This is a genomic window from Martinezella lusitana (genome assembly GCF_014207095.1).
In the GTDB taxonomy this organism is placed as follows: Bacteria; Pseudomonadota; Alphaproteobacteria; order Rhizobiales; family Rhizobiaceae; genus Rhizobium; species Rhizobium lusitanum_B.
Genome location: NZ_JACHBG010000001.1, coordinates 763,365 through 789,845 on the forward strand (window position 1 = coordinate 763,365; position 26,481 = coordinate 789,845).

Genomic DNA, 26,481 nt, shown 5'->3' on the forward strand with positions numbered 1-26,481 from the left:
TGCGGTGGAGATTGGCGTGAGGGCTTTGCGATTTGCGATGGCGGCCTTCGCCCTGACGATGTTAGTGGCATTCATGCCATTCAATTCCGCCATGGCTTCTGCCGATCCTTTGCTCGCCTACGGGGCGCGTATCGCGGGTGATGAAGCCCGCACGCGCATCGTCGTCGACATGGATCGCGAACCGACCTTCACCGTGCACTATCTCAACAATCCCGTGCGAGTGGTCGTCGACCTTCCGGCAACTGCATTTGGTTTTCCGGCTGCCGATCTCAAGCCAAGCGGCCTCTTCAAGGATATCCGTTACGGCACGATGGACGCTAACAGCGCCCGCATCGTGCTGACGGCCAAGAAGCCCGTGAAGCTGGTCGCGGCGAAGGCCCAGGCCGATGAAGGCGGGAAGGGGTATCGGCTCGTGCTCGATGCCGAGATGCTGCCGCCGGAGCAGTTTGCCGAGCTGGTAAAGCAGCAGAGCTGGACGGCTGCCGATACCGCGAAGGACGTCGGTCCCGTCGATCCGACGCAGAAGACCGACCCGAATACGTTCCTGGTGGCGGTTGACGCTGGTCATGGTGGCATCGATGCTGGTGCGACCGGCACTGATGGTGCCACCCAGGAAAAGGATATCACGCTGGCCTTCGCGAAGATTTTCGCGGACAAGCTGAATGCACAGCCCGGGATCAAGGCGTTTCTGACCCGCGACAAGGATCAGTATCTCTCCCTTTCCGAACGCGTGACGATCGCCCGGCAGAATCACGCCTCGCTCTTCATCTCGCTGCACGCCGATACGCTGAAGCAAAAGGATATCCGTGGCGCGACCGTCTATACGATCTCGGATAAGGCCTCGGACCGTCTCGCCGGCGAGGTGGCCGACCGCGAAAACGACTCCGACCGGATCGCGGGAACCGAGGCTCAGGCGCAGCCAGCCGCCGTCGCCGACATTCTGCTGGATTTGACCCGCCGCGAGACGCAGGCCTTCTCCATTTCGTTGGCGCAAGACGTGCTGTCCTCGTTCAACGGCCAGATCTCGATGATCAACAATCCGCATCGCCACGCAGGTTTCCAGGTGTTGACGGCGCCGGATGTGCCTTCGATCCTGCTTGAACTCGGCTTTCTCTCCAACAAGGAAGATGAAAAGCTTCTGCTCGACGCCGATTGGCGGCAGAAGGTGGCGGACCGGCTGACGGAGGCCGTGAAGCAATACCGCGTCTCCATCATAGCCAATGGCGGCTAGCGGCACTAGACGTGGCTTCCGTGTAACAGCGGCGAACTTTAGAATGGCATGAAGTTGGGAATAGAGGGGCCAAGCCCTATTTTGCTCACATTCCCGCCTTTACAGCGAAGTATCATTCGCTCACGAGTGACGCACGGCTTCTCTTTGCCGTCTTGCATTAACACCGTGAGCGTGCAAAACGCCCGTCATTATGCGGATATCTCGCATATATGGCGCATGAAGAACAAGCACCGGTAGTATCAGATGATCAGACTGATTGGATATTTCTTTGGGCTAGGCTGCCTCCTGTTTCTGGGCGTGGCTGCCGCCGCTGCGATCTATCTGAGCGTCGTCTCCAAGGAGCTTCCGGATTATGAAGTGCTGGCGAAATACGCGCCGCCCGTGACGACGCGCATCCACGCCGGCAACGGCGCGCTGATGAAGGAATATTCGCGCGAGAACCGGCTTTTCGTGCCGATCCAGGCTATTCCCGATCGCGTCAAGGCAGCTTTCCTGTCGGCTGAAGACAAGAATTTCTACAACCATCCCGGCGTCGATGTCGGCGGCCTCATCCGCGCAGTAGCGGTGAACCTGCAGAATATCGGCTCCGGTCGCCGCTTCGTCGGTGCGTCGACGATCACGCAGCAGGTTGCAAAAAACTTCCTGCTTTCCGCCGACCAGACTTTCGACCGCAAGATCAAGGAAGCGATTCTGTCCTTCCGCATCGAGCAGGCCTATAGCAAGGACAAGATCCTTGAACTGTATCTCAACGAGATCTATTTCGGCCTCAATTCTTACGGTATCGCCGGCGCGGCGCTGACCTATTTCGACAAGTCGGTCAACGAGCTGACCATCGCCGAATCGGCCTATCTGGCATCGCTGCCGAAAGGCCCCGCGAACTATAACCCATTCCGCCGTGCCGAGGCTGCGCTTACGCGCCGCAACTGGGTGATCGACCGCATGGTCGAGAATGGCTATGTGAGCCAGAGCGATGGCGAAGAAGCCAAGAAGCAGCCGCTCGGCGTAGTTCCGCCCAAGAGCGGCCCGTCGCTTTTCGCTTCTGACTACTTCGCCGAAGAAGTCCGTCGCCAGCTGATCGATCAATATGGTGAAAAGACCCTCTATGAGGGCGGTCTCTCCGTGCGCACTTCGCTTGATCCGCAGATGCAGCTCGAAGCCCGCAAGGCATTGCAGAACGCTTTGGTCGATTACGACCAGCGGCGCGGCTATCGTGGCCCGATCAAGCAGATCGCGACTTCGCAGGACTGGGGTATCGAACTCGCCAAGATCCCTGGATTGAGTGACGTTCCCGAGTGGCAGGTGGCCGTCGTCCTGTCCGTCTCCGACCAGGAGGCCGATATTGGATTGCAGCCGCGTGTCGACGCCGGCGGCAAGGTTCAGACAGAGCGCAAGCGCGGCACGATAGCCGCTGCCGACATGCGCTGGGCTTTCCGTGCGGCCAGCGGCAAGGTTGCAAAGTCTCCGAGCGGCGTGCTGAGTGCCGGGGACGTGGTTTTCGTGCAACGAACCGGCAACGCCGACTCCACCACCTATCGTCTGCGCCAACCGCCGAAGGTGCAGGGCGGCCTGGTTGCCATGGACCCACATACGGGCCGTGTGCTTGCCATGGTTGGCGGCTTCTCTTATGCGCAGTCCGAATTCAATCGTGCTACGCAGGCCAAGCGTCAGCCGGGCTCTTCCTTCAAGCCCTTTGTCTACGCGGCAGCAATGGACAACGGCTATACGCCGGCTTCGGTCATTCTCGACGATCCGCTGCAGATCACCCTCAGCAATGGCGATGTCTGGAAGCCGACCAACTATGAAGGCGAGGGCGGCGGCGTCCATACGCTGCGCTTCGCCATCGAAAAATCCCGCAACCTGATGACGGTTCGTCTCGCTTCCGATATGGGCATGCCGCTGGTTGCCGAATATGCCGAGCGCTTCGGGATCTACGATCATATGAACCCGGTTCTCGCCATGTCGCTCGGTGCCGGTGAAACGACTGTCCTGCGCATGGTCTCGGCCTATTCGGTCATCGCCAATGGCGGCAAGCAGATCAAGCCGACGCTGATCGACCGTATTCAGGACCGTTACGGCAAGACCATCTTTAAGCATGAGGAGCGCGTCTGCGACACCTGCAACGTCAGCTCCTGGCAAAATCAGGATGAACCCGTCATCGGCGACAATCGCGAGCAGGTTCTCGATCCGATGACTGCCTATCAGGTCACGTCGATGATGCAGGGCGTCATCATCCGCGGCACGGCCGCGGGCAAGATCAAGCTCAACACCGATATCGCCGGCAAGACGGGCACCACCAATGACGAGAAGGACGCCTGGTTCGTCGGCTTCACTCCGAGCCTCGTTGCCGGTCTCTATGTCGGTTACGATTCGCCGACCCCGCTTGGACGCGGCGGCACCGGTAGCGGACTCGCCGCGCCCGTTTTCAATGAGTTCATGCAGGCCGCCACCAAGGATCAGCCGCCCGAGAAGTTCCAGGTTCCGGCCGGTATGACGATGGTGGCCGTCAATCGCGCCACCGGCATGGCCGCGCAGCCGGGTGATCAGGGCGCCATCATGGAAGCCTTCAAGCCCGGTACCGGACCGGCCACCAGCTTGCAGGTCATTGGCGGCGGTGAAGCAGCTCCCCAGGTCGCGCCGGAGGAAATCCTGAGGACCTCGCCGCAGGCGAACCAGGCGGTCTCTTCCGGAAGCGGCGGTCTCTTCTGACCTCTTCCTATTTACCTGAACGACATGCCGCGGGGCTTTACACCAGCGGCATGTATATCTATGTCACCAGCACTCTTTGAATTGGATGGCTGCTCACATCGGGCGGCGAGAAGAAGAAACAGGATCATGAGAGCCGAAATCGAGAAAGTAGTTGATGAAACCAAGCAGGCTATCACCCTGCTGAGGAGGCATCTTTGACTGGGATCAGGCCGTAAGACGACTGGACTGGTTGAATAACAAGTCAGAGGACCCGACTCTCTGGAACGATGCTTCCGAAGCGCAGAAACTGATGCGCGAACGCCAGCAGCTTGACGATGGCATCAGCGGTGTGCGCGCTCTCGAGCAGCAGCTTGCCGATAATGTCGAGCTGATCGAGCTTGGCGAGGAAGAAGGCGATGCCGATGTCGTGCGTGAAGCCGAAGATGCCCTGAAGGGCTTGAAGGCGGAAGCAGCGCGCAGGCAGGTGGAGGCGATGCTTTCGGGCGAAGCCGATTCCAACGATACCTACCTCGAAGTTCATTCCGGCGCCGGCGGCACGGAGAGCCAGGATTGGGCGAACATGCTTCTGCGCATGTACACCCGCTGGGCCGAACGCCAGCGCTTCAAGGTGGAACTCCTCGAAGTGCATGACGGCGAAGAAGCCGGCATCAAGTCCGCGACATTGCTCGTCAAGGGACACAATGCCTATGGCTGGCTGAAAACCGAATCGGGTGTGCATCGCCTGGTGCGTATTTCGCCCTATGACAGCAATGCGCGTCGTCACACGTCTTTCTCGTCGATCTGGGTCTATCCGGTCGTCGACGACTCGATCCAGATCGAGATCAACGAAAGCGATTGCCGAATCGATACTTATCGCTCGTCGGGCGCCGGCGGCCAGCACGTCAACACGACCGATTCGGCCGTGCGTATCACGCATATCCCGACCGGCATCGTCGTGCAGTGCCAGCAGGAGCGTTCGCAGCACAAGAACCGCGCCAAGGCGTGGGATATGCTGCGCGCTCGCATGTACGAGGCTGAGCTGATGAAGCGCGAAGAGGCTGCCAATGCCGAAGCCGCTTCCAAGACGGATATCGGCTGGGGGCACCAGATCCGCTCCTACGTCCTGCAGCCTTACCAGCTGGTCAAGGATCTGCGGACCGGCGTTGCCAGCACCGCTCCGGGCGATGTGCTCGATGGCGATCTCAACGAGTTCATGGAAGCCGCTCTTGCGCACCGCATCAGCGGCGCGGCCGATGCCGTTGTCGATGACGTTGATTAAGATCGAAGCAAATTAGATAAGAGAGCCCCGGAGACGGGGCTTTTTTATTGGCGCCGCAAGTGCGGCATGGCTCAGTCTTCAATCCGAAAACTGCTCTGCGAGAATTCTGTCGGACCAGGACCCGTCCGGATCGGACAGGATGCGCGCCGTCGTGTCTTCGCTCTGCATGATCTGGACACCGAGCACCGACTTGACCTCCGTATTGTCGGCGGCCGCATTGACGGGGCGCTTTTCCGCTTCGAGCACGGTGATATCGACCGTCACCTTGTTCGGCAGCAGAGCGCCGCGCCAGCGGCGAGGGCGGAAGGCACTGACAGGCGTCATGGCAAGCAGCGGCGCTTCCAGCGGCAGGATCGGACCATGGGCGGAAAGATTGTAGGCTGTGGAACCCGCGGGGGTCGTCACCATCAGCCCATCGCAGATGAGCTCCGGCAGGCGAACGCGACCGTCGATCTCCACTTTCAGTTTCGCGGTCTGGTAGGACTGGCGAAATAGTGACACTTCGTTGATGGCGAGCGCAACGCAGCTGCTGCCATCAGCATTGCGCGTGGTCATCTGCAGCGGGTGGAACGCATTTTCGACGGCGGCTTCGATGCGCTCCGCCAGGCCGTCCGTACGATAGTCGTTCATCAGGAAGCCGATGGAGCCGCGGTTCATGCCATAGACGCGCTTGCCGGTGTTCATGGTTTTATGCAGCGTCTGGAGCATGAAGCCGTCGCCACCCAGGGCCACCACGATATCGGCTGCCTCCTGGTCCGTCTGGCCATAGAGGCGAATCAGCTCCTCCTGAGCCTCCTGTGCTTCAGGGGTAGGCGAGGCGAGAAAGCAGACGGAGTGAAAATGACGCGACATGCCATGTCCTTTTAATGATCGTACTAGGTAATGATATTCCCCCTATGCGACAAGACGTTTTGTAAAGACTGGTAAATCCCGCCCGACTGTTGAACGGGGATACCGACGATGGCGACGCATTTTCTCTTTACAGGAAATCAAAATCTGCTACTTGGCATGCCAGTGTGCCCTTGTAGCTCAGTTGGTAGAGCACCTGATTTGTAATCAGGGGGTCGCGGGTTCGAACCCTGCCGGGGGCACCACTTTTTTCCCAGGAACTTGATCGTCGTGCCGTCTCCGCTATGGAAAACATGCGGTGGCTGGCTAATATGTGCTGCCGACGCCCGTTTGGGCGCTCGTGACGATCTTCAACATTATCGTGCCCTTGGAAACACATGACCAGCAAGCCGAAGAAGCCTAAGCTCGAGCACTCAGAACTCTCGGGCGAGTTCACCGATGACGATGTGACCGTTCTGGTCGACATCTTTCGCCCCGCCGGCACCAATGGCGATTGGCGGATGGAGGTCATCACGCCGGAAGAGGACCTCATCGAATGGGAAGAGCCTTTCACGACGGACCGCGAGGCTTTCGACGAGTTCCTGGCAACGATTGCGCGCGACGGCATCCGGTCGTTCTTCGATGACGCGGATCCTGCGGTTCACTGAGCCCGGGTCGCTGTTTCCTCAGTGTCGATGAGTTTCAGGGAGGCGGACTTGCGTCTTCCTTGCACTGTCGAACGTCTGTCTGCCCTCGTGCGAAATCGGCGCATTTACCCAAGACGATTTACACAGCGTGAAATAGGCATACACTTCTCCCGTCGAAAGCGGGTGAGGGTGGGTTCATGCGCGAGACGGTCGGATATCTGGTCTGGGGATTGTCGCTTGTGGTTGCAGCCTTTGCTGCAAACGCATCGGCCCTGGCCGGCGAAAATTGTTACTGCAAGAATGCGGATGGAAAACAGCACTCGGTTGGCGAAGTCGTCTGCATGACCGTTGGCGGCAAGAGCTATCTCGCGCAATGCGAGATGAACCTCAACGTCACCTCATGGTCGAAACTGCAGGACGGATGCCCGATCACCGAGAGGTCGGCTTTGCGCCAATCGGTCTGGCGCTCGGCGCCGATCGCGGTCAGATGACTAACGGTGGCTGGTCCGTAACGGCAGGCGCGTCCGAAGAGCCGCGGCGCGGGACTGGAAAGGTTGCCAAGAAGACCATTGCCCCTGAAATGGGTGAAGCCGACGCCAATCGTGCCCCAGGGAGCAAATCTTCGGCGGCTCTGCAAATCAGCAATCTGCTATTTGCGAACCAACAACAGTGGCTCGCCTTCTTCCTCGTCGGATTTCTGGAAGCTGCCGTCTGGCTTCATATCGAAGGAGAGCGATGAGCCGTCGCTGCCCAGCATGACCAGCCCGAAACCTTCCTCAGCCCAGAGCGAGAGCTTGAGATCGCCGATCTCTTTGGCGCAGTCACTGGCCAGTGACATTTTGGCCGTGCCGTCCGAATCCTTGTCGGTGGTCAAAGTGACGTCGCAGACGGCCTTGCCGTCGGTGCGCTGGATACGCCAAGCTCCGGCTAGGCTCGCGACGGTCGGCACGTGATCGACGTCCCCCAAGGCGGGCAGGAGCCACGTCGGATCGCCGCTCTCGCTGACCCATGGCGAGCCCTCTTCCTGCTGAAACCGAACAAGCGTCTGACCCGCGCCATCCATGATCGCAAGCGAGCCATCGTCGGCGAAGTTCCACGCGCTGGCCTTGGAGAGAGCGGGCAGGGGCGTTGTACAGGTGTCCGCGCCGGTAATGCCGTAGCCGCCAGTGGCGGGGGTGGTATTGAAGGTCAACCGGCATCCCTTGGCGCCGCTTTCCGGCGCCAGCAGCCATACGCCGGCCTGAGCCTTTATAAGCTCGTCATCGGCAGCGTGTGCCGGTTGACCCACGGCAAGAGCGAAGGCGACGGAAGCCGCCGCTAGACCAGGAATACGGATCAAAGGAAATTCCCCCAGCTGATAACGGCAGCTTCGGCGCCGCTAGATTTTCAGATAGGATCGCGCCGCATAAAGCGCGATCGCAGCTGCGTTCGACACATTGAGTGACTTGATGGCGCCTGGCATGTCTAGTCGCGCCAGCGCATTGACGGTTTCCCGCGTCTTCTGGCGGAGGCCCTTGCCTTCGGAGCCGAGCACGAGAGCGACCTTGTCGCCGCTGAACGTGCCTTCCAATGGCGCCGGTCCCTCCGAATCAAGTCCGATCGTGGTGAAGCCGAGCCGATGCAGCTCATTCAACGCGTCGGCAAGATTGGTGATCTGTATATATGGTATCAGTTCGAGCGCACCGGATGCGGACTTGGCCAGCACGCCTGATTCGGTCGGGCTATGCCGCTGCGTGGTGATGACGGCTCCGGCATCGAAGGCCACAGCCGAGCGCATGATCGCGCCGACATTGTGCGGATCCGTTACCTGATCGAGAACGAGTAGCAGCGGGCTGCCCTTCAGCGCTTCGAGGCGGCGAACGGGCAGGGGACGCGTCTCCAGCATCACGCCCTGATGGATGGCTTCAGGTCCCAGTATCTTGTCGATATCCTGCGGCGAGACGATCTCGACCGGGATGCCGAGTGCGTCGACGGGGCCAACTTCCAGGCGCACCAGCGCATTCTGCGTCGTCGACAGCTTGATATTCTTGCGCTCGGGATTGTTAAGTGCGGCCCGAACCGTGTGCAGGCCATAAAGGAAGACTTGATCGGGTGCGAGTGCGGGCGGCTTCCAATCGTCTGCGCCGGGCCGCTTGCGCTTCTGGGGTGCCGGCGTCGGAATTTCGCCACGCTCGCGTTTGGCGTCGCGATGCGCGCGGCGCAGGGTGGCGTAGTGCGTGTCCTTGGCGGACTTGTCGCCGGCGGTGTTGTCGGGGCCGAAGCGGCCTGGTGTCTTATCTTTGCTCATGCGGCTTTATAACCAGCGCCTTTCAGGGCGCATAGTCCTCTTTCGGCAACGGACTTTTCCCACAGGCTGAAATTTTTTCGTCATTTTTGCGAATTCCTTGTGTTGACAGAAGGAAATCGTCCGGTCATATACGCGGCGCAGACGACGGCGGCGACGCCAACATCTAGCAAGCTTGGTCGCAAGATCCAGTCGGAATACTGGAGGGATGCCCGAGTGGTTAAAGGGGACGGACTGTAAATCCGTTGGCTCAGCCTACGTTGGTTCAAATCCAACTCCCTCCACCATTCCGTGCCGGATCTTGACCATCCCGCGGGTATAGCTCAATGGTAGAGCAGCAGCCTTCCAAGCTGAATACGCGGGTTCGATTCCCGCTACCCGCTCCAAGATTTCAAAGAAGCTTCTTTTAATTTCCATGCTTTTGCCTGGCTACGTAGATGCTGGCGTCTTCAGTATTTTTCGCTCGAATTTCTATATCTAATTACTTCATGTTCAAGCGATCGCAGCGGATTTAGCGATTACCCTCGTCGCGAATGTCTTGCTCCATCCCGTCTTTGCATAATTGACACGAAGGGTTGCTTAAATCCCTGCGAGCGATAGATATTGCTCAGGCAACTGAAACGGGAGAGCGCAAATGGGTATCTTCGACAAGATCAAGGGTGCAATCTGGGGACAAGCAAAGGCTGCGGAGGCCGCTCCGGCGCCGACGACCGCTGCTACAACCGCCAATCCGGAACCTGCGGCAACGCCCGCACCTTCCGCAACGACAGCGGCAACTTCACCAGCGACGAGCGCGCCATCCGCGCCGGTGGATATTGCCGCGATCCTCGACGCCGCCGTCAAGAGCAACGGTCAGAAGCTGGATTGGAAGCACTCGATTGTCGATTTGATGAAGGCGCTCGGCATGGACGCCAGCCTTTCCGAACGCAAGGAACTGGCGCAGGAGCTGGGTTATACCGGCGATGCTGGCGATTCCGCCAAGATGAACATGTTTCTCCACAAGGCGCTTCTGAAGAAGCTCTCCGACAACGGCGGCAAGGTGCCGGCCGATCTTCTCGACTGAGAAGCGCTGGGTTTTGACGAAGCACATTCGCGAGCGACATCTAACAATACGATCGCGATGGAGACGATTTGTAGTCTCTCGACAGTTCTGCGCCCTTTCCTACCTGGAGAGGGCGTTTTGCATTTCGGGATATTCCTAACCGGGGAATGATGCTTTCCCGTTTTGGCCATTGGAATTGCCCGGTGCAGGTTCCTATCTAAGCGTTTGAACCGGCAAGTGCTTTTGCGTCTTTCCGGATCGGTCGGCGAACGTTACGCGGCGAAGGAATGTCTAGGGCTGGGGATCCTTGGCCGGCGACAAAGCTTCGCCCGCAATTGCCCCTGTAATTAAGTCTTGCGCAAACGCGACGAAAGCCTTAAACGGCGGCACTAAACCGGTTCGCCGGGGTCACTCATTACGTTCATAGGAAGCATTCAAATGGCAAAGAGTAAGTTTGAGCGCAATAAGCCGCACGTCAACATTGGTACGATTGGGCACGTTGACCACGGCAAGACGTCATTGACGGCAGCGATCACGAAGTACTTCGGCGAGTTCAAGGCGTACGACCAGATCGACGCTGCTCCGGAAGAGAAGGCTCGTGGTATCACGATCTCGACGGCGCACGTTGAGTATGAGACGCCGAACCGTCACTACGCTCACGTCGACTGCCCCGGCCACGCTGACTATGTCAAGAACATGATCACGGGTGCGGCACAGATGGACGGCGCGATCCTGGTTTGCTCGGCAGCCGACGGCCCGATGCCGCAGACCCGCGAGCACATCCTGCTTGCTCGTCAGGTTGGCGTTCCGGCCATCGTCGTGTTCCTGAACAAGGTCGACCAGGTTGACGACGCTGAACTTCTCGAGCTGGTCGAGCTTGAAGTTCGCGAACTTCTGTCGTCCTACGACTTCCCGGGCGACGACATCCCGGTTGTCAAGGGTTCGGCACTTGCTGCTCTTGAAGACAGCGACAAGAAGATCGGCGAAGACGCGATCCGCGAGCTGATGGCTCAGGTTGACGCCTACATCCCGACGCCGGAGCGTCCGATCGACCAGCCGTTCCTGATGCCGATCGAAGACGTGTTCTCGATCTCGGGCCGTGGTACGGTTGTGACGGGCCGCGTTGAGCGTGGTATCGTCAAGGTTGGTGAAGAAGTCGAAATCGTCGGCATTCGTCCGACGTCGAAGACGACGGTTACCGGCGTTGAAATGTTCCGCAAGCTGCTCGATCAGGGCCAGGCTGGCGACAACATCGGCGCCCTGGTTCGCGGTGTTAACCGTGACGGCGTTGAGCGTGGTCAGATCCTGTGCAAGCCGGGCTCTGTCAAGCCGCACAAGAAGTTCATGGCCGAAGCCTACATCCTGACGAAGGAAGAAGGCGGCCGTCATACGCCGTTCTTCACGAACTACCGCCCGCAGTTCTACTTCCGCACGACGGACGTGACGGGCATCGTGACGCTTCCGGAAGGCACGGAAATGGTTATGCCAGGCGACAACGTCACGGTTGCTGTTGAGCTGATCGTTCCGATCGCGATGGAAGAAAAGCTTCGCTTCGCTATCCGCGAAGGCGGCCGTACCGTCGGCGCTGGCATCGTTGCATCCATCGTCGAGTAATCTTCGGATTATTCCTTTATAAAGAGGCCCCGCTGGAAACAGCGGGGCCTTTTCGCATTGGGAGCATCTATGAGCTTGATCATGCTGACTGGTGCCTCGGGATCGGGGAAGACGGCGATCGCGACAGCGATTGCCAGGAACCATGCGGCAACTTTCGCGGTCTATCATTTCGACAGCATCGGCGTGCCATCGCTTGATGTCATGATCAGGGATCATGGTTCGCCCGAAGCATGGCAGCGCGACAAGACTGTTGAATGGCTGGTGCAGCTTACGCCCCAGGTATAGACGGGCAGGGCCATTCCTTGCTCGCAGATGCGAAGATGATGAACTGGGCCGCCTATCTACGCGATGAAGCCCGGACAAACGGCTGGCAGATCCTCGATACCGGCCGGCTCTCGATCGAACAGAGTGTCGCACTCGTTCTGCCGCGCCCGGCGCGATTTATAGGCATCAGTACTGAATGACCTCATTGATCTGCCTGCGATCGGCCTTTGCCCGACATAAGATATCGGCAACGAAATCGCTCTTGCCTCCGGCATAGTGATCCCAGTTGCCTTTGGCCTCCTTTGCCAGGCGCCGTTTCAATATCGCATAGCCTGCCGCAAATTCAGGGTGAGCCCGGAGATAGTCGCGGAAGAGGAGGCGTTGCTCGTGCGCTTCGTTATCAGGCAGACAGAGATAGAGCCGCGTGCCGTATGGCTTCTCATCCTTGGTGAACGTCCATCGGTCGGCGCCGTGCAGATTGCCATGAAGGCGATAATCTGCTTCCTTCAGGTATTCCGTTGCATCGAGCCTTGCATTGTTGGAGGCAAGAACCCCGTCGATATCGAGCTTGGGTTTCGCACACAGGCCGGGGACGGCGGTGCTGCCGATGTGATGGAACTCGGCGGGATGGCCAAGCAGCGGGCCGATCGCCTCGCTCCGCTGTTCGAATAGAGCCGGCCATTGCGGATCGTAGTCGACGAGCATGATTGGCCGCATCCGTTCCATTTCCTTTCGCCGTTTCCGCCACGCGCATATGCTCTTCCGAGTCGATCGGCTGATTCTGCCGGCAAAGCGCCGGGTCGCCAAGGCGTGTCTTGTGAAACGGGTGCAAGGGCCTATCTACCGCTCGATTTTATCTGGAGGAGATTTTCATGAAGAAGCGCATATTGTTCACCGGCGGCAGCGGCAAGGCGGGGCGCCATACCGTACCGTGGCTGGTCGAAGCCGGCTATGAAGTTCACAACGTCGATCTCGTGCCGCTGAACAGTCCTGGCGTCACCAATCTGCAGGCCGATGTCACCGATGCGGGACAGGTCTACAATGCCCTGACTATGCATCGCGATTTTCCCGATCTCGATCGAGGCAAGGGCGTGCAGCCCTTCGATGCGGTCGTGCATTTCGCCGCAATTCCGCGCATTCTGATCAAACCCGACAACGAGACCTTCCGCATCAACACGATGAGCACCTACAACGTCATCGAGGCGGCGGCCAAGCTCGGCGTGAAGAAGATCATCATCGCCTCGAGCGAGACGACTTACGGGGTCTGCTTCGCCGAAGGCCATCGCGATTTTCATCAGTTCCCGCTGGAAGAAGACTACGACGTCAATCCGATGGATTCCTACGGATTGTCAAAGGTCGTCAACGAGAAGACTGCTCGCGCTTTTGCCGAGCGATTCGGCATCGACATCTACGCGCTGCGCATCGGCAACGTCATAGAGCCGTATGAATACGAGCGCTTCCCGGAATATTTCGCCGATAGCGAAATCCGCAAGCGCATCGCCTGGAGCTATATCGACGCCCGTGACCTCGGCCAGATTGTCCATCTCTGCATCGAAAAGAACGGTCTCGGCTTCCAGATCTTCAACGCGGCAAACGACACAGTTTCGGCCAACACGCCGTCACGCGAGCTTGCCGCCAGGCATTATCCGAATGTCCCTTTCACGCGGGAGATCGGTGAATACGAGGGCCTCCTGTCCAACCGTCGGATCCGCGAGGTTCTGGGGTTCAAGGAAGAGCACGATTGGCGGCGCTACGTCGAGATCTGAGGCACGAAGCCCGCGGAAATATCTCGGGTGCCGCTTGCCAGCGGCGCCCGACAGACAGGCGGGTCGGGGAGGGGGCCATAGTGGCGGAAACGCTTGCTCGCGCATTGGTTCGGCGCTGATTGCGCCTCACGGCGGATTGACCGTGCAGCTCCGTGCTGTGTGAAGTTGCGGGTTCGATTGGGAAAAAACAAAAAACGCTCTTGCCAATCGTTTCATCCCGCCTTAAAGGGAGCGCCATGTCTTCGAACTGCTCGGGCGGTCCACCGCTTGAAGCGAATACTCGAAGAAAGAAGGGGTATAGCTCAGTTGGTAGAGCGGCGGTCTCCAAAACCGCAGGTCGTAGGTTCGAGCCCTGCTGCCCCTGCCATTTTTCTGGACTTGACTGGCGCGTCAATATCGCTGCTTCTTGGGTTTGGGACAATGCCGGTTTACCGGCAAATTTTCGAAAACGCTGGATTGCCTCTTGTTAAATTGGGAATCGGTGTTTATGTAAGGGTTCAACAGACACGCGGTGCGTGGGGCTGATATGTTCAGCTTTACGCGCCGTAATTGCGTGGGCAGTCAATGGCATCCAAATCGAATCCACTAGCGTTTCTGCAGCAGGTGCGCTCCGAGACGTCGAAAGTTACTTGGCCCTCACGCCGTGAGACGATGATCTCGACGGTGATGGTTCTTGTTATGGTTATTTTCGCCTCGCTGTTTTTCTTTGCTGCTGACCAGCTCATTGGCTGGGTTCTCGGCTATGTGCTGAATACCGGCAACTAATATCGGGTGGAGATGAACATGGCTGCGCGTTGGTACATCGTCCACGCTTATTCAAATTTCGAAAAGAAGGTGGCTGAATCCATCGAAGAGAAAGCTCGGCAAAAGGGCCTTGAGCATCTGTTCGAAAAGATCCTGGTTCCTACTGAAAAGGTTGTCGAAGTTCGTCGTGGCCGCAAGGTCGATAGCGAGCGTAAGTTTTTCCCAGGTTATGTGCTGGTTCGCGCCAACCTGACGGATGAGGCTTACCATCTGATCAAGAATACGCCGAAGGTCACCGGCTTTCTTGGTTCGGACAATAAGCCGGTTCCGATTCCGGATTATGAAGCCGAGCGCATTCTTGGTCAGGTCCAGGAAGGTGTCGAGCGGCCGAAGGCTTCTGTATCCTTCGAGATCGGCGAGCAGGTTCGCGTTTCCGATGGTCCGTTCGCTTCGTTCAACGGCACGGTTCAGGATGTGGATGAAGAGCGTTCGCGCCTGAAGGTTGAGGTGTCGATCTTTGGTCGCGCTACGCCGGTTGAGCTGGAATACGGCCAGGTCGAGAAGGTCTGATTGTCGTCTTTATGAAGGGTTGGCTCGGCTGCCGACCTTTCTTTCGAATTTGGATATGAGCGAATTTTGTTCATATTCCGCGGCGTAGCCGCAGCTCGCGTGGAAGGGTAGGGTCTTAGCCGGACCTGTTAATCCGCACCACGCAACCGCAGCCGCCGGAGCGATCCGGCATAGTAGGTCGGGCAACCGGCCATGTAGAAAGGCAGAGAGAAATGGCTAAGAAAGTTGCAGGCCAGCTCAAGCTGCAGGTAAAGGCCGGCTCGGCGAATCCGTCGCCGCCGATCGGTCCTGCGCTTGGTCAGCGTGGCATTAACATCATGGAATTCTGCAAGGCGTTCAATGCCGCCACGCAGGAAATGGAAAAGGGTATGCCGATTCCGGTCGTCATCACCTACTACCAGGACAAGTCCTTCACCTTCATCATGAAGCAGCCGCCGGTCAGCTACTTCCTGAAGAAGGAAGCGAAGATTCAGTCCGGCTCGAAGACCCCGGGCAAGGGCGCCAAGGCTGGCACCCTCACCAAGGCTCAGGTGAAGTCTATCGCCGAAGCCAAGATGAAGGATCTGAACGCCGCCGATATCGAAGGCGCAATGGCCATGATCGAGGGCTCTGCCCGCGCGATGGGCCTGGAAGTGGTGGGCTAAGACCATGGTAGCAAAGCGTATTCAGAAGATTCGTGAAGGCGTCGATCCGACCAAGCTTTATGCTCTGGATCTGGCCATCAACATGGTCAAGGAACGTGCCGTCGCCAAGTTCGACGAAACGGTTGAAATCTCGATGAACCTCGGTGTTGACCCGCGTCACGCCGACCAGATGGTTCGCGGCGTCGTCAACCTGCCGAACGGCACCGGCCGTACGGTTCGTGTTGCCGTCTTCGCTCGTGGCGCCAAGGCTGACGAAGCCAAGGCTGCCGGCGCCGATATCGTCGGTGCTGAAGACCTCGTCGAAATCGTTCAGGGCGGCAAGATCGACTTTGATCGTTGCATCGCCACGCCGGACATGATGCCGCTCGTCGGCCGCCTCGGTAAGGTTCTCGGCCCGCGTGGCATGATGCCGAACCCGAAGGTTGGCACCGTTACGATGGACGTCAAGGGTGCTGTTGAAGCTTCCAAGGGCGGCGCTGTCGAGTTCCGCGTCGAGAAGGCTGGTATCATCCATGCCGGTATCGGCAAGGCTTCGTTCGACGCCAAGGCTCTGGAAGAAAACATCCGCGCTTTCGCTGATGCCGTCATCAAGGCAAAGCCGGCTGGCGCCAAGGGCAACTACGTCAAGCGCGTAGCGATCTCCTCGACCATGGGTCCGGGCGTCAAGATCGAGCCGTCGACGGTTACGGCGCCAAGCGCCTAATGATCATGCCGGGCATTATGCCCGGCGTTTAAGAATTCCCGGCCTTTCGGGGCCGGGATTTCCGGAGAAATCCGGAATTCCTGTCCGAGATTGCAGGTGGTTATCCCTTAATCACTCAAGCCTGCATGAGACGGGTAAGACCCGAATTTTGAAGAAGCTTTGCTTCGATGAACTCGGTTCGAGCCTTGGATGCCTTGTGCCTCGGAGCCGTCAGGCTCGAGCGCGAGGGGACAGGATCCTCAAGCGTCGCTTGGGATCTCTTTTGATCCCAGGAGGCAAAAGGCAACCCGGCAGGCCCGTTAACCCGGTCCTGTCAACTGGAGAAAAGCAGTGGAAAGAGCGGAAAAACGCGAATTCGTCACGGAACTGAACGAAGTCTTCAAGGCTTCGGGTTCGGTTGTCGTGGCCCACTATGCTGGTGCTACAGTCGCTCAGATGAACGATTTCCGTTCGAAGATGCGCGCTGCTGGCGGCACCGTCAAAGTCGCGAAGAACCGCCTGGCCAAAATTGCTCTTCAGGGCACGGACGCGGAAGGGATTTCCAATCTCTTCACCGGTCAGACGCTGATTGCATACAGCACTGACCCGATCACCGCTCCGAAGGTCGTAGTGGAATTCGCCAAGGGCAACGACAAGATCGTTGTACTCGGCGGTGCCATGGGAACAACAACGCTCAACGCCGAAGGTGTAAAGTCGCTCGCGACCCTGCCTTCGCTGGACGAGCTGCGCGCGAAGCTGCTGGGCATGATCCAGACTCCGGCTACCCGCATCGCAGGTGTTGTTGCAGCGCCGGCAAGTCAGCTTGCTCGCGTGTTCTCGGCCTACGCCAAGAAGGACGAAGCCGCGTAAGGCGGTTTTTCGCTGTTCATAATCAACCAGTTCGAACCGAACAAAAGGAACTACTAAAATGGCTGATCTCGCAAAGATCGTAGACGACCTCTCCGCGCTGACCGTTCTCGAAGCCGCAGAACTGTCCAAGCTTCTCGAAGAAAAGTGGGGCGTTTCCGCCGCTGCTCCGGTAGCTGTTGCTGCCGTTGCCGGTGGTGCTGGCGCTGCTGCTGCAGTTGAAGAAGAAAAGACCGAGTTCGACGTCATCCTCGCTGATGCCGGCGCGAACAAGATCAACGTCATCAAGGAAGTCCGCGGCATCACCGGCCTCGGCCTCAAGGAAGCCAAGGACCTCGTTGAAGCCGCACCGAAGGCTGTCAAGGAAGGCGTTTCCAAGGCTGAAGCCGCTGACATCAAGAAGAAGCTCGAAGACGCCGGCGCTAAGGTCGACGTTAAGTAAGCTTGAAACTGCTTTGGGAGGTGGCTTCTTGCCATCTCCCATTTGCCGTTTTTCTGAACGAATTACCCAAAAGCCGCGGGAAAAACGGCTTTTGGGTAATGGGTTCTTCAAGAGGATGGTCTCAAACCGAACCGCGACGCAATCCGGCTGAGCGGTTTTCGGTTAGATAGACGAGATTGAACTACTCATTGATTGATGGGGCCGCCTGGCCAGCGTTTCCCATCCGTTGCAGGCCCGGGTGCAGGATTTTAAAGGAGCGACGATGGCTCAGACCCTTTCGTTCAACGGTCGCAGGCGCGTACGCAAGTTTTTTGGTAAGATTCCCGAAGTCGCGGAGATGCCGAACCTCATCGAGGTTCAGAAGGCATCCTACGATCAGTTTCTCATGGTCGAAGAACCCAAGGGCGGCCGCCCGGACGAAGGTCTTCAGACCGTCTTCAAGTCGGTTTTCCCGATCACCGATTTTTCCGGCGCTTCCATGCTGGAATTTGTTTCCTATGAATTCGAACCGCCGAAGTTCGACGTCGACGAGTGCCGCCAGCGCGACCTGACCTATGCCGCGCCGCTGAAGGTGACCCTCCGTCTGATCGTGTTCGATATCGACGAGGATACCGGCGCGAAGTCCATCAAGGACATCAAGGAACAGAGCGTTTACATGGGCGACATGCCGCTCATGACGAACAACGGTACGTTCATCGTGAACGGCACCGAGCGCGTTATCGTGTCTCAGATGCACCGTTCGCCGGGCGTCTTCTTCGATCACGACAAGGGCAAGAGCCATTCTTCCGGCAAGCTGCTCTTTGCTGCTCGCGTCATCCCGTATCGTGGCTCCTGGCTCGATATCGAATTCGACGCCAAGGACATCGTCTACGCCCGTATCGACCGCCGCCGCAAGATTCCGGTGACGTCGCTGCTGATGGCGCTCGGCATGGATGGCGAAGAAATTCTGTCGACCTTCTACACGAAGTCGCTCTATGAGCGCTCCGGCGACGGCTGGCGCATCCCGTTCAAGGCCGAAACGCTGAAGGGTGCCAAGACCGTTTCTGACATGATCGACGCCGACACCGGCGAAGTCGTGGTCGAAGGCGGCAAGAAGCTGACCCCGCGTCTGCTGCGTCAGTTGCAGGACAAGGGCCTCAAGGCTCTCAAGGCTACCGACGAAGAACTGTACGGCCTCTTCCTGGCGGAGGACATCGTCAACTTCCAGACCGGTGAGATCTATCTCGAAGCCGGCGATGAAATCGACGAGAAGACTCTGCCTGTTATCCTGAAGGCCGGCTTCGACGAAATCCCGGTTCTCGGCATCGACCACATCAACGTCGGCGCCTACATCCGCAACACGCTGTCGGCCGACAAGAACGAGAACCGTCAGGACGCTCTGTTCGACATCTACCGCGTCATGCGTCCGGGTGAACCGCCGACCATGGAATCGGCCGAAGCCATGTTCAACTCGCTGTTCTTCGATGCGGAGCGTTACGACCTCTCTGCCGTTGGCCGCGTGAAGATGAACATGCGTCTCGACCTCGACGTCGAGGACACTGTCCGCATCCTGCGCAAGGACGACATCCTGGCCGTGGTCAAGATGCTTGTCGAACTGCGTGACGGCAAGGGCGAGATCGACGACATCGACAACCTCGGCAACCGCCGCGTCCGTTCGGTCGGCGAGCTGATGGAAAATCAGTATCGTCTGGGCCTGCTGCGTATGGAGCGTGCGATCAAGGAACGTATGTCCTCGATCGAAATCGACACGGTCATGCCGCAGGATCTGATCAACGCAAAGCCGGCTGCTGCTGCTGTCCGCGAATTCTTCGGCTCCTCGCAGCTGTCGCAGTTCATGGACCAGGTGAACCCGCTTTCGGAAATCACCCACAAGCGTCGTCTTTCGGCTCTCGGCCCGGGCGGTCTGACCCGCGAGCGCGCCGGCTTCGAAGTCCGCGACGTTCATCCGACGCACTACGGCCGTATTTGCCCGATCGAAACGCCGGAAGGTCCGAACATCGGCCTCATCAACTCGCTGGCGACCTTTGCCCGCGTCAACAAGTACGGCTTCATCGAAAGCCCTTATCGCCGCATCATTGACGGTAAGGTGACCAACGACGTGCTCTACCTCTCCGCCATGGAAGAGGCGAAGTACTACGTTGCTCAGGCCAATGCCGAGCTCGACGCCGACGGCTCCTTCATCGAGGAATTCGTCGTTTGCCGTCATGCCGGCGAAGTCATGCTCGCTCCGCGCGACAACATCAACCTGATGGACGTCTCGCCGAAGCAGCTGGTTTCGGTTGCTGCCGCTCTGATCCCGTTCCTGGAAAACGACGACGCCAACCGCGCTCTCATGGGCTCGAACATGCAGCGTCAGGCCGTGCCGCTTCTGCGTGCCGAAGCTCCGTTCGTCGGTACCGGTATGGAGCCGGTCGTCGCGCGTGACTCCGGTGCTGCTATCGGCGCCCGCCGCGGCGGCGTGGTCGACCAGGTCGACGCGACGCGTATCGTTATCCGCGCCACCGAAGACCTCGATCCGTCGAAGTCCGGCGTCGATATCTACCGCCTGATGAAGTTCCAGCGTTCCAACCAGAACACCTGCGTCAACCAGCGCCCGCTGGTCACCGTCGGTGACGTGGTCAACAAGGGCGACATCCTGGCAGACGGTCCGTCGACCGACCTCGGCGATCTGGCTCTCGGCCGGAACGTGCTCGTCGCGTTCATGCCGTGGAACGGCTACAACTACGAAGACTCGATCCTGCTCTCCGAGCGTATCGTTGCCGACGACGTGTTCACCTCCATCCACATCGAAGAATTCGAAGTGATGGCGCGTGACACCAAGCTCGGTCCGGAAGAAATCACCCGCGACATTCCGAACGTTTCGGAAGAAGCGCTGAAGAACCTGGACGAAGCCGGCATCGTTTACATCGGCGCCGAAGTTCAGCCGGGCGATATCCTCGTCGGCAAGATCACGCCGAAGGGCGAAAGCCCGATGACGCCGGAAGAAAAGCTCCTGCGCGCCATCTTTGGTGAAAAGGCATCGGACGTTCGCGATACCTCCATGCGCATGCCGCCCGGTACCTACGGTACGGTCGTCGAAGTTCGCGTCTTCAACCGCCACGGCGTTGAGAAGGACGAACGCGCCATGGCGATCGAGCGCGAAGAGATCGAGCGTCTCGCAAAGGACCGCGACGACGAGCAGGCGATCCTCGACCGCAACGTCTACGGCCGTCTGGTCGAGATGCTGCGCGGTCAGGTTGCTCTTGCTGGTCCGAAGGGCTTCAAGAAGGGCACGGAACTGTCGAACGCTGTCGTTTCGGAGTATCCGCGTTCGCAGTGGTGGATGTTCGCCGTAGAGGACGAAAAGGTCCAGGGCGAGCTGGAAGCTTTGCGCGGCCAGTACGACGAATCCAAGTCGCGCCTCGAACAGCGCTTCATGGACAAGGTCGAAAAGGTCCAGCGCGGCGACGAAATGCCTCCGGGCGTCATGAAGATGGTCAAGGTCTTCGTCGCTGTTAAGCGCAAGATCCAGCCGGGCGACAAGATGGCAGGCCGTCACGGGAACAAGGGCGTGGTCTCGCGCATCGTTCCGGTTGAGGACATGCCGTTCCTCGAAGACGGTACGCATGTCGATATCGTGCTGAACCCGCTCGGCGTGCCCTCGCGCATGAACGTCGGTCAGATTCTCGAAACGCACCTTGGTTGGGCTTGCGCCGGCATGGGTCGTCAGATCGGCGAACTGATCGAAGCCTACAAGGCGAGCGGCAACATCGAGCCGCTGCGCAAGACGATCGACCTGGTCGTCGGCGACGGCCCGAAGAGCGACGACGTGCACGAGTATGACGATGCGTCGGTCCTGCGTCTGGCCGACCAGTGGAAGCGTGGTGTGTCCATCGCGACCCCGGTCTTCGACGGTGCCGGCGAAGCGGATGTCAACGAGATGCTGGCAATGGCAGGTCTCAAGCAGACCGGTCAGTCGACGCTGTACGACGGTCGTACCGGCGAGCAGTTCGACCGCCAGGTCACGGTTGGCTACATCTACATGCTGAAGCTGAACCACCTTGTCGACGACAAGATCCACGCCCGTTCGATCGGTCCGTACTCGCTCGTCACCCAGCAGCCGCTGGGCGGTAAGGCGCAGTTCGGCGGTCAGCGCTTCGGCGAAATGGAAGTCTGGGCGCTTGAAGCTTACGGTGCAGCCTACACGCTGCAGGAAATGCTCACGGTCAAGTCGGACGACGTGGCCGGCCGTACGAAGGTCTACGAAGCCATCGTTCGTGGCGACGATACTTTCGAAGCGGGCATTCCGGAAAGCTTCAACGTTCTCGTCAAGGAAATGCGCTCGCTGGGCCTCAGCGTCGAACTGGAAAATTCCAAGGTCGACGATCTGCAGACGGCAAGCCAGCTTTCAGACGCGGCTGAGTAACAATCGATAGGGTGCGCGCTGCGAGGCAGCGCGCACCGTTCCAGCCGGCGCCCGGTTTCGGGTAGCGCCAGGCAGGGACGGTTTCGCCGCATTTTGCGGTTATTGTCGTTTTAGTGCGTCAGTCCGGTTCCCGGGAATTTGCCGGCACTGATTGCAGTTCGAGGGCGCTTCGCCCCAAAAGGAGATAGGCATGAACCAAGAGGTCATGAATCTTTTCAACCCGCAGGTGCCTGCACAGAATTTCGATTCCATCCGGATATCGATCGCATCGCCGGAGAAGATTCTTTCCTGGTCTTATGGCGAGATCAAGAAGCCGGAAACGATCAACTATCGTACGTTCAAGCCGGAACGCGATGGTCTTTTCTGCGCACGCATCTTCGGACCGATCAAGGACTACGAGTGCCTGTGCGGCAAGTACAAGCGCATGAAGTACAAGGGCATCATCTGCGAAAAGTGCGGCGTCGAAGTCACGCTGTCGCGCGTTCGCCGTGAGCGCATGGGCCATATCGAGCTCGCTGCTCCCGTTGCCCATATCTGGTTCCTGAAGTCGCTGCCATCGCGCATTTCGACGCTGCTCGACATGACGCTGAAGGATGTAGAGCGCGTTCTCTACTTCGAAAACTACATCGTCACCGAGCCGGGTCTGACTGCTCTGAAGGAGCATCAGCTGCTCTCTGAAGAAGAGTACATGCTTGCTGTCGACGAGTATGGCGAAGACCAGTTCACCGCAATGATCGGCGCTGAAGCGATCTACGAGATGCTGGCCAGCATGAACCTCGAAAAGATCGCCGGCGACCTGCGCTCCGAGCTTGCCGACACCACGTCGGATCTCAAGCAGAAGAAGCTGATGAAGCGCCTGAAGATCGTCGAGAACTTCATGGAGTCCGGCAACCGCCCGGAATGGATGATCATGAAGGTCGTCCCGGTCATCCCGCCGGACCTGCGTCCGCTGGTTCCGCTCGATGGCGGCCGTTTCGCGACGTCGGATCTGAACGATCTGTACCGCCGCGTCATCAACCGTAACAACCGTCTGAAGCGCCTCATCGAACTGCGCGCTCCGGGCATCATCATCCGCAACGAAAAGCGCATGCTGCAGGAATCTGTCGATGCGCTGTTCGATAACGGCCGCCGTGGCCGCGTCATCACCGGCGCCAACAAGCGTCCGCTGAAGTCGCTGTCCGACATGCTCAAGGGCAAGCAGGGCCGCTTCCGTCAGAACCTGCTCGGCAAGCGCGTCGACTATTCCGGCCGTTCGGTCATCGTGACCGGTCCGGAACTGAAGCTGCACCAGTGCGGCCTGCCGAAGAAGATGGCGCTCGAACTGTTCAAGCCGTTCATCTACGCCCGCCTCGACGCGAAGGGTTATTCCTCCACCGTCAAGCAGGCCAAGAAGCTGGTCGAAAAGGAAAAGCCGGAAGTCTGGGATATCCTCGACGAGGTCATCCGCGAGCATCCGGTTCTGCTGAACCGCGCACCGACGCTGCACCGCCTGGGCATCCAAGCCTTCGAACCCATGCTGGTCGAAGGCAAGGCAATCCAGCTGCATCCGCTCGTCTGCACGGCCTTCAACGCCGACTTCGACGGCGACCAGATGGCCGTTCACGTGCCGCTCTCGCTGGAAGCCCAGCTTGAAGCCCGCGTGCTGATGATGTCGACCAACAACATCCTGCACCCGGCAAACGGAGCGCCGATCATCGTTCCCTCGCAGGACATGGTTCTCGGCCTGTACTACCTGTCGATCCTGAACCAGAACGAGCCGGGCGAAGGCATGGCCTTCTCCGACCTCGGAGAGCTGCATCACGCGCTCGAAAACAAGGTCGTCACGCTGCATTCGAAGATCCGCGGCCGCTTCAAGTCGGTCGACGAAGAGGGCAAGTCCTATTCGAAGATCTACGAAACCACGCCTGGCCGTCTGCTCATCGGCGAATTGCTGCCGAAGCATGGCAAGGTGACCTTCGATATCTGCAACCAGGAAATGACCAAGAAGAACATCTCCAAGATGATCGACACGGTCTACCGCCATTGCGGCCAGAAGGACACGGTCATTTTCTGCGACCGCATCATGCAGCTCGGCTTTGCCCATGCCTGCCGCGCCGGCATTTCGTTCGGCAAGGACGACATGGTCATTCCGGACACCAAGGTTAAGATCGTTGGTGATACCGAAGCCCTGGTGAAGGAATACGAACAGCAGTACAACGACGGTCTGATCACTCAGGGCGAGAAGTACAACAAGGTTGTCGACGCCTGGGGCAAGGCTACGGAAAAGGTCGCCGAAGAAATGATGGCCCGTATTAAGGCCGTCGAATTCGACGAGAAGACCGGTCGCCAGAAGCCGATGAACTCGATCTACATGATGAGCCACTCTGGTGCTCGTGGTTCTCCGAACCAGATGCGTCAGCTGGGCGGCATGCGCGGCCTCATGGCCAAGCCGTCGGGCGAAATCATCGAGACGCCGATCATCTCGAACTTCAAGGAAGGTCTGACCGTTAACGAGTACTTCAACTCGACGCACGGTGCCCGTAAGGGTCTGGCAGACACCGCGTTGAAGACGGCAAACTCCGGTTACCTGACCCGCCGTCTCGTCGACGTCGCTCAGGACTGCATCGTCACGCACGTCGATTGCGGTACCGACAAGGGCCTCACCATGACCGCCATCGTCGATGCCGGTCAGGTCGTTGCTTCGCTCGGCGCCCGCATCCTCGGCCGTACGGCGCTTGACGATATCGACCACCCGGTCACGGGTGAGCGCATCGTCGATGCCGGCAAGATGATCCTCGAGCCGGATGTCATCGAGATCGAAAAGGCTGGTATCCAGTCGATCCGCATCCGTTCGGCACTGACCTGCGAAATCCAGACCGGCGTCTGCGGCGTCTGCTACGGTCGCGACCTTGCTCGCGGTACGCCTGTCAACCTCGGTGAAGCTGTCGGCGTTATCGCCGCGCAGTCGATCGGTGAGCCGGGCACGCAGCTGACCATGCGTACCTTCCACTTGGGCGGCACGGCGACCGTGGTCGACCAGTCGTTCCTGGAAGCCTCCTACGAGGGTACGGTTCAGATCAAGAACCGCAACATGCTGCGCAACTCCGATGGCAACCTGGTTGCCATGGGCCGCAACATGACCGTCCAGATCCTGGACGAACGTGGCGTCGAACGCTCTTCGCAGCGCGTTGCTTACGGCTCGAAGCTGTATGTCGACGAAGGCGACAAGGTGAAGCGCGGTCAGCGTCTGGCGGAGTGGGATCCGTACACCCGTCCGATGATGACGGAAGTGGCCGGTACGGTTCACTTCGAAGACGTCGTCGACGGCCTTTCGGTTCTCGAAGCGACCGACGAGTCCACCGGCATCACCAAGCGTCAGGTTATCGACTGGCGCTCGACGCCGCGCGGTTCCGACCTGAAGCCGGCGATCGTCATCAAGGACGCCAGCGGCAATGTCGCGAAGCTGTCGCGTGGTGGCGAAGCCCGCTTCCTGCTCTCGGTCGACGCGATCCTGTCGGTCGAGCCGGGCACGAAGGTGTCGCAGGGTGACGTTCTCGCTCGTTCGCCGCTGGAAAGCGCCAAGACCAAGGACATCACCGGTGGTCTGCCGCGCGTTGCCGAACTGTTCGAAGCTCGTCGTCCGAAGGACCACGCCATCATCGCAGAGATCGATGGTACGATCCGCCTCGGCCGCGACTACAAGAACAAGCGCCGCGTCATCATCGAGCCGGCGGAAGACGGTGTAGAGCCGGTCGAATACCTGATCCCGAAGGGCAAGCCCTTCCACCTTCAGGAAGGCGACTATATCGAGAAGGGTGATTACATCCTCGACGGTAACCCGGCTCCGCACGACATCTTGGCGATCAAGGGCGTGGAGGCTCTGGCTTCCTACCTGGTCAACGAAATCCAGGAAGTCTACCGCTTGCAGGGCGTTGTCATCAACGACAAGCACATCGAAGTGATTGTCCGTCAGATGCTGCAGAAGGTGGAAATCACCGATGCGGGCGACAGCCAGTATATCGTCGGCGACAACGTCGACCGTATCGAGCTGGACGATGCCAACGACGCGCTGATTGAAGAAGGCAAGAAGCCAGCTTACGGCGATCCGGTGCTGCTCGGCATCACCAAGGCCTCGCTGCAGACGCCGTCGTTCATCTCGGCCGCTTCCTTCCAGGAAACGACCAAGGTGCTCACGGAAGCTGCGATCGCCGGCAAGACCGATGGTCTGCAGGGCCTGAAGGAAAACGTCATCGTCGGCCGTCTGATTCCGGCCGGTACCGGCGGTACCATGACGCAGATCCGCCGTATCGCTACGGCTCGCGACGAACTCATCCTCGAGGAACGTCGCAAGGGCACGGGTGCAGCCGTCGCAACGCCGATGCTGCAGGACATGGCCAGTGAGACTGTTCCGGTCGCTGAATAAGCGGTTTTGGACATAGAAAATCAAAAACCGCCCGGAGCGATCCGGGCGGTTTCTTTTTGTCTAAAGCTCATACGTGAAAGGTGAG

The 26,481-nt window shown here is 58.9% G+C and carries 22 protein-coding genes and 4 tRNA genes; 22 read left to right on the plus strand and 4 right to left on the minus strand.

What is annotated here, in order from left to right; translation table 11 throughout:
• The first annotated feature begins 58 nt into the window (after positions 1-58).
• The 3 genes from GGD46_RS03665 (at position 59) to prfB (ending at position 5,195) form a co-directional block, all read left to right on the plus strand.
• On the plus strand, positions 59-1,231 hold the full coding sequence (locus GGD46_RS03665) for an N-acetylmuramoyl-L-alanine amidase (RefSeq protein ID WP_246806211.1): 1,173 nt from the start codon (positions 59-61) through the stop codon (positions 1,229-1,231).
• Between the two features lie 243 nt (positions 1,232-1,474).
• On the plus strand, positions 1,475-3,937 hold the full coding sequence (locus tag GGD46_RS03670; protein ID WP_184701903.1) for a penicillin-binding protein 1A: 2,463 nt from the start codon (positions 1,475-1,477) through the stop codon (positions 3,935-3,937).
• Between the two features lie 126 nt (positions 3,938-4,063).
• Positions 4,064-5,195 (plus strand): peptide chain release factor 2 gene (prfB, locus tag GGD46_RS03675; protein ID WP_184701905.1). Its coding sequence is split into 2 segments (ribosomal slippage): positions 4,064-4,132 and positions 4,134-5,195, totalling 1,131 coding nucleotides; the frame shifts between segments, so codons are not numbered across the junction.
• A 78-nt stretch (positions 5,196-5,273) separates the two neighbouring features.
• On the opposite strand, the gene GGD46_RS03680 is transcribed toward prfB, so the two are convergent.
• A complete protein-coding gene (locus tag GGD46_RS03680) occupies positions 5,274-6,047 on the minus strand; it encodes an NAD kinase (protein WP_184701907.1) in 774 nt (257 codons plus the stop codon).
• Positions 6,048-6,213: 166 nt separating this feature from the next.
• Between GGD46_RS03680 and GGD46_RS03685 the strand changes: the two genes are divergently transcribed.
• From GGD46_RS03685 to GGD46_RS03695, 3 genes are all read left to right on the plus strand, one after another.
• A tRNA-Thr gene (locus GGD46_RS03685) sits at positions 6,214-6,289 on the plus strand.
• Between the two features lie 132 nt (positions 6,290-6,421).
• Positions 6,422-6,691, plus strand: coding sequence for a hypothetical protein (locus tag GGD46_RS03690; protein WP_184701908.1), 270 nt, complete (start codon positions 6,422-6,424; stop codon positions 6,689-6,691).
• Positions 6,692-6,867: 176 nt separating this feature from the next.
• The gene (locus tag GGD46_RS03695; protein WP_184701910.1) at positions 6,868-7,161 is read left to right on the plus strand and encodes a hypothetical protein; all 294 of its coding nucleotides are present in this window, start codon (positions 6,868-6,870) and stop codon (positions 7,159-7,161) included.
• 158 nt (positions 7,162-7,319) lie between these two features.
• Here GGD46_RS03695 and GGD46_RS03700 read toward each other — a convergent pair whose 3' ends face one another.
• Both GGD46_RS03700 and rlmB read right to left on the minus strand, forming a co-directional pair.
• Positions 7,320-8,009, minus strand: a complete 690-nt coding sequence (locus tag GGD46_RS03700; RefSeq protein WP_184701912.1) for a protease inhibitor Inh/omp19 family protein — start codon at positions 8,007-8,009, stop codon at positions 7,320-7,322.
• A gap of 39 nt (positions 8,010-8,048) precedes the next feature.
• Positions 8,049-8,957, minus strand: coding sequence for a 23S rRNA (guanosine(2251)-2'-O)-methyltransferase RlmB (rlmB, locus tag GGD46_RS03705; protein WP_184701914.1), 909 nt, complete (start codon positions 8,955-8,957; stop codon positions 8,049-8,051).
• A gap of 199 nt (positions 8,958-9,156) precedes the next feature.
• Here rlmB and GGD46_RS03710 point away from each other — a divergent pair.
• The 6 genes from GGD46_RS03710 (at position 9,157) to GGD46_RS33720 (ending at position 12,074) form a co-directional block, all read left to right on the plus strand.
• Positions 9,157-9,241, plus strand: a tRNA-Tyr gene (locus GGD46_RS03710).
• Positions 9,242-9,266: 25 nt separating this feature from the next.
• Positions 9,267-9,340 (plus strand) — tRNA-Gly (locus GGD46_RS03715).
• A gap of 248 nt (positions 9,341-9,588) precedes the next feature.
• On the plus strand, positions 9,589-10,017 hold the full coding sequence (locus GGD46_RS03720; protein WP_184701916.1) for a DUF3597 domain-containing protein: 429 nt from the start codon (positions 9,589-9,591) through the stop codon (positions 10,015-10,017).
• A gap of 417 nt (positions 10,018-10,434) precedes the next feature.
• Complete coding sequence (gene tuf / locus GGD46_RS03725; protein WP_015339584.1) at positions 10,435-11,610, plus strand: elongation factor Tu; 1,176 nt, start codon at positions 10,435-10,437, stop codon at positions 11,608-11,610.
• 69 nt (positions 11,611-11,679) lie between these two features.
• Positions 11,680-11,895, plus strand: coding sequence for an AAA family ATPase (locus GGD46_RS33715; RefSeq protein ID WP_246806189.1), 216 nt, complete (start codon positions 11,680-11,682; stop codon positions 11,893-11,895).
• Positions 11,896-11,930: 35 nt separating this feature from the next.
• A complete protein-coding gene (locus GGD46_RS33720) occupies positions 11,931-12,074 on the plus strand; it encodes a hypothetical protein (protein WP_246806190.1) in 144 nt (47 codons plus the stop codon).
• Here GGD46_RS33720 and GGD46_RS03735 read toward each other — a convergent pair.
• Entirely contained in the window at positions 12,061-12,591 is a 531-nt protein-coding gene (locus GGD46_RS03735; RefSeq protein ID WP_184701918.1) for a GrpB family protein, read from the minus strand. The two genes, GGD46_RS33720 and GGD46_RS03735, sit on opposite strands and share 14 nt — an antisense overlap.
• A gap of 155 nt (positions 12,592-12,746) precedes the next feature.
• Here GGD46_RS03735 and GGD46_RS03740 point away from each other — a divergent pair, with 155 nt between their 5' ends.
• The 10 genes from GGD46_RS03740 to rpoC all read left to right on the plus strand — a co-directional run bounded on the left by GGD46_RS03740 (position 12,747) and on the right by rpoC (position 26,396).
• Entirely contained in the window at positions 12,747-13,640 is an 894-nt protein-coding gene (locus tag GGD46_RS03740; RefSeq protein WP_184701920.1) for an NAD(P)-dependent oxidoreductase, read from the plus strand.
• 291 nt (positions 13,641-13,931) lie between these two features.
• Positions 13,932-14,007: transfer RNA gene (locus GGD46_RS03745), tRNA-Trp, on the plus strand.
• 197 nt (positions 14,008-14,204) lie between these two features.
• Positions 14,205-14,405 (plus strand): preprotein translocase subunit SecE, encoded by a 201-nt coding sequence (gene secE / locus GGD46_RS03750; RefSeq protein WP_037153823.1) that lies wholly within the window; start codon positions 14,205-14,207, stop codon positions 14,403-14,405.
• 18 nt (positions 14,406-14,423) lie between these two features.
• A complete protein-coding gene (gene nusG / locus GGD46_RS03755) occupies positions 14,424-14,954 on the plus strand; it encodes a transcription termination/antitermination protein NusG (protein ID WP_184701922.1) in 531 nt (176 codons plus the stop codon).
• A 212-nt stretch (positions 14,955-15,166) separates the two neighbouring features.
• Positions 15,167-15,598: a 50S ribosomal protein L11 gene (rplK, locus tag GGD46_RS03760; RefSeq protein WP_037201287.1), complete on the plus strand. Its 432-nt coding sequence runs from the start codon at positions 15,167-15,169 to the stop codon at positions 15,596-15,598.
• Between the two features lie 4 nt (positions 15,599-15,602).
• Positions 15,603-16,301 carry a 50S ribosomal protein L1 gene (rplA, locus tag GGD46_RS03765; RefSeq protein WP_184701924.1) on the plus strand — a complete coding sequence of 233 codons (699 nt, stop codon included), beginning with the start codon at positions 15,603-15,605 and terminating at the stop codon, positions 16,299-16,301.
• 330 nt (positions 16,302-16,631) lie between these two features.
• The gene (gene rplJ / locus GGD46_RS03770) at positions 16,632-17,150 is read left to right on the plus strand and encodes a 50S ribosomal protein L10 (protein WP_184701926.1); all 519 of its coding nucleotides are present in this window, start codon (positions 16,632-16,634) and stop codon (positions 17,148-17,150) included.
• Positions 17,151-17,208: 58 nt separating this feature from the next.
• Positions 17,209-17,589 carry a 50S ribosomal protein L7/L12 gene (gene rplL, locus GGD46_RS03775; RefSeq protein WP_184701928.1) on the plus strand — a complete coding sequence of 127 codons (381 nt, stop codon included), beginning with the start codon at positions 17,209-17,211 and terminating at the stop codon, positions 17,587-17,589.
• Positions 17,590-17,851: 262 nt separating this feature from the next.
• Entirely contained in the window at positions 17,852-21,994 is a 4,143-nt protein-coding gene (gene rpoB, locus GGD46_RS03780) for a DNA-directed RNA polymerase subunit beta (RefSeq protein ID WP_184701930.1), read from the plus strand.
• 190 nt (positions 21,995-22,184) lie between these two features.
• The gene (gene rpoC, locus GGD46_RS03785; RefSeq protein WP_184701932.1) at positions 22,185-26,396 is read left to right on the plus strand and encodes a DNA-directed RNA polymerase subunit beta'; all 4,212 of its coding nucleotides are present in this window, start codon (positions 22,185-22,187) and stop codon (positions 26,394-26,396) included.
• Positions 26,397-26,481 lie beyond the last annotated feature (85 nt).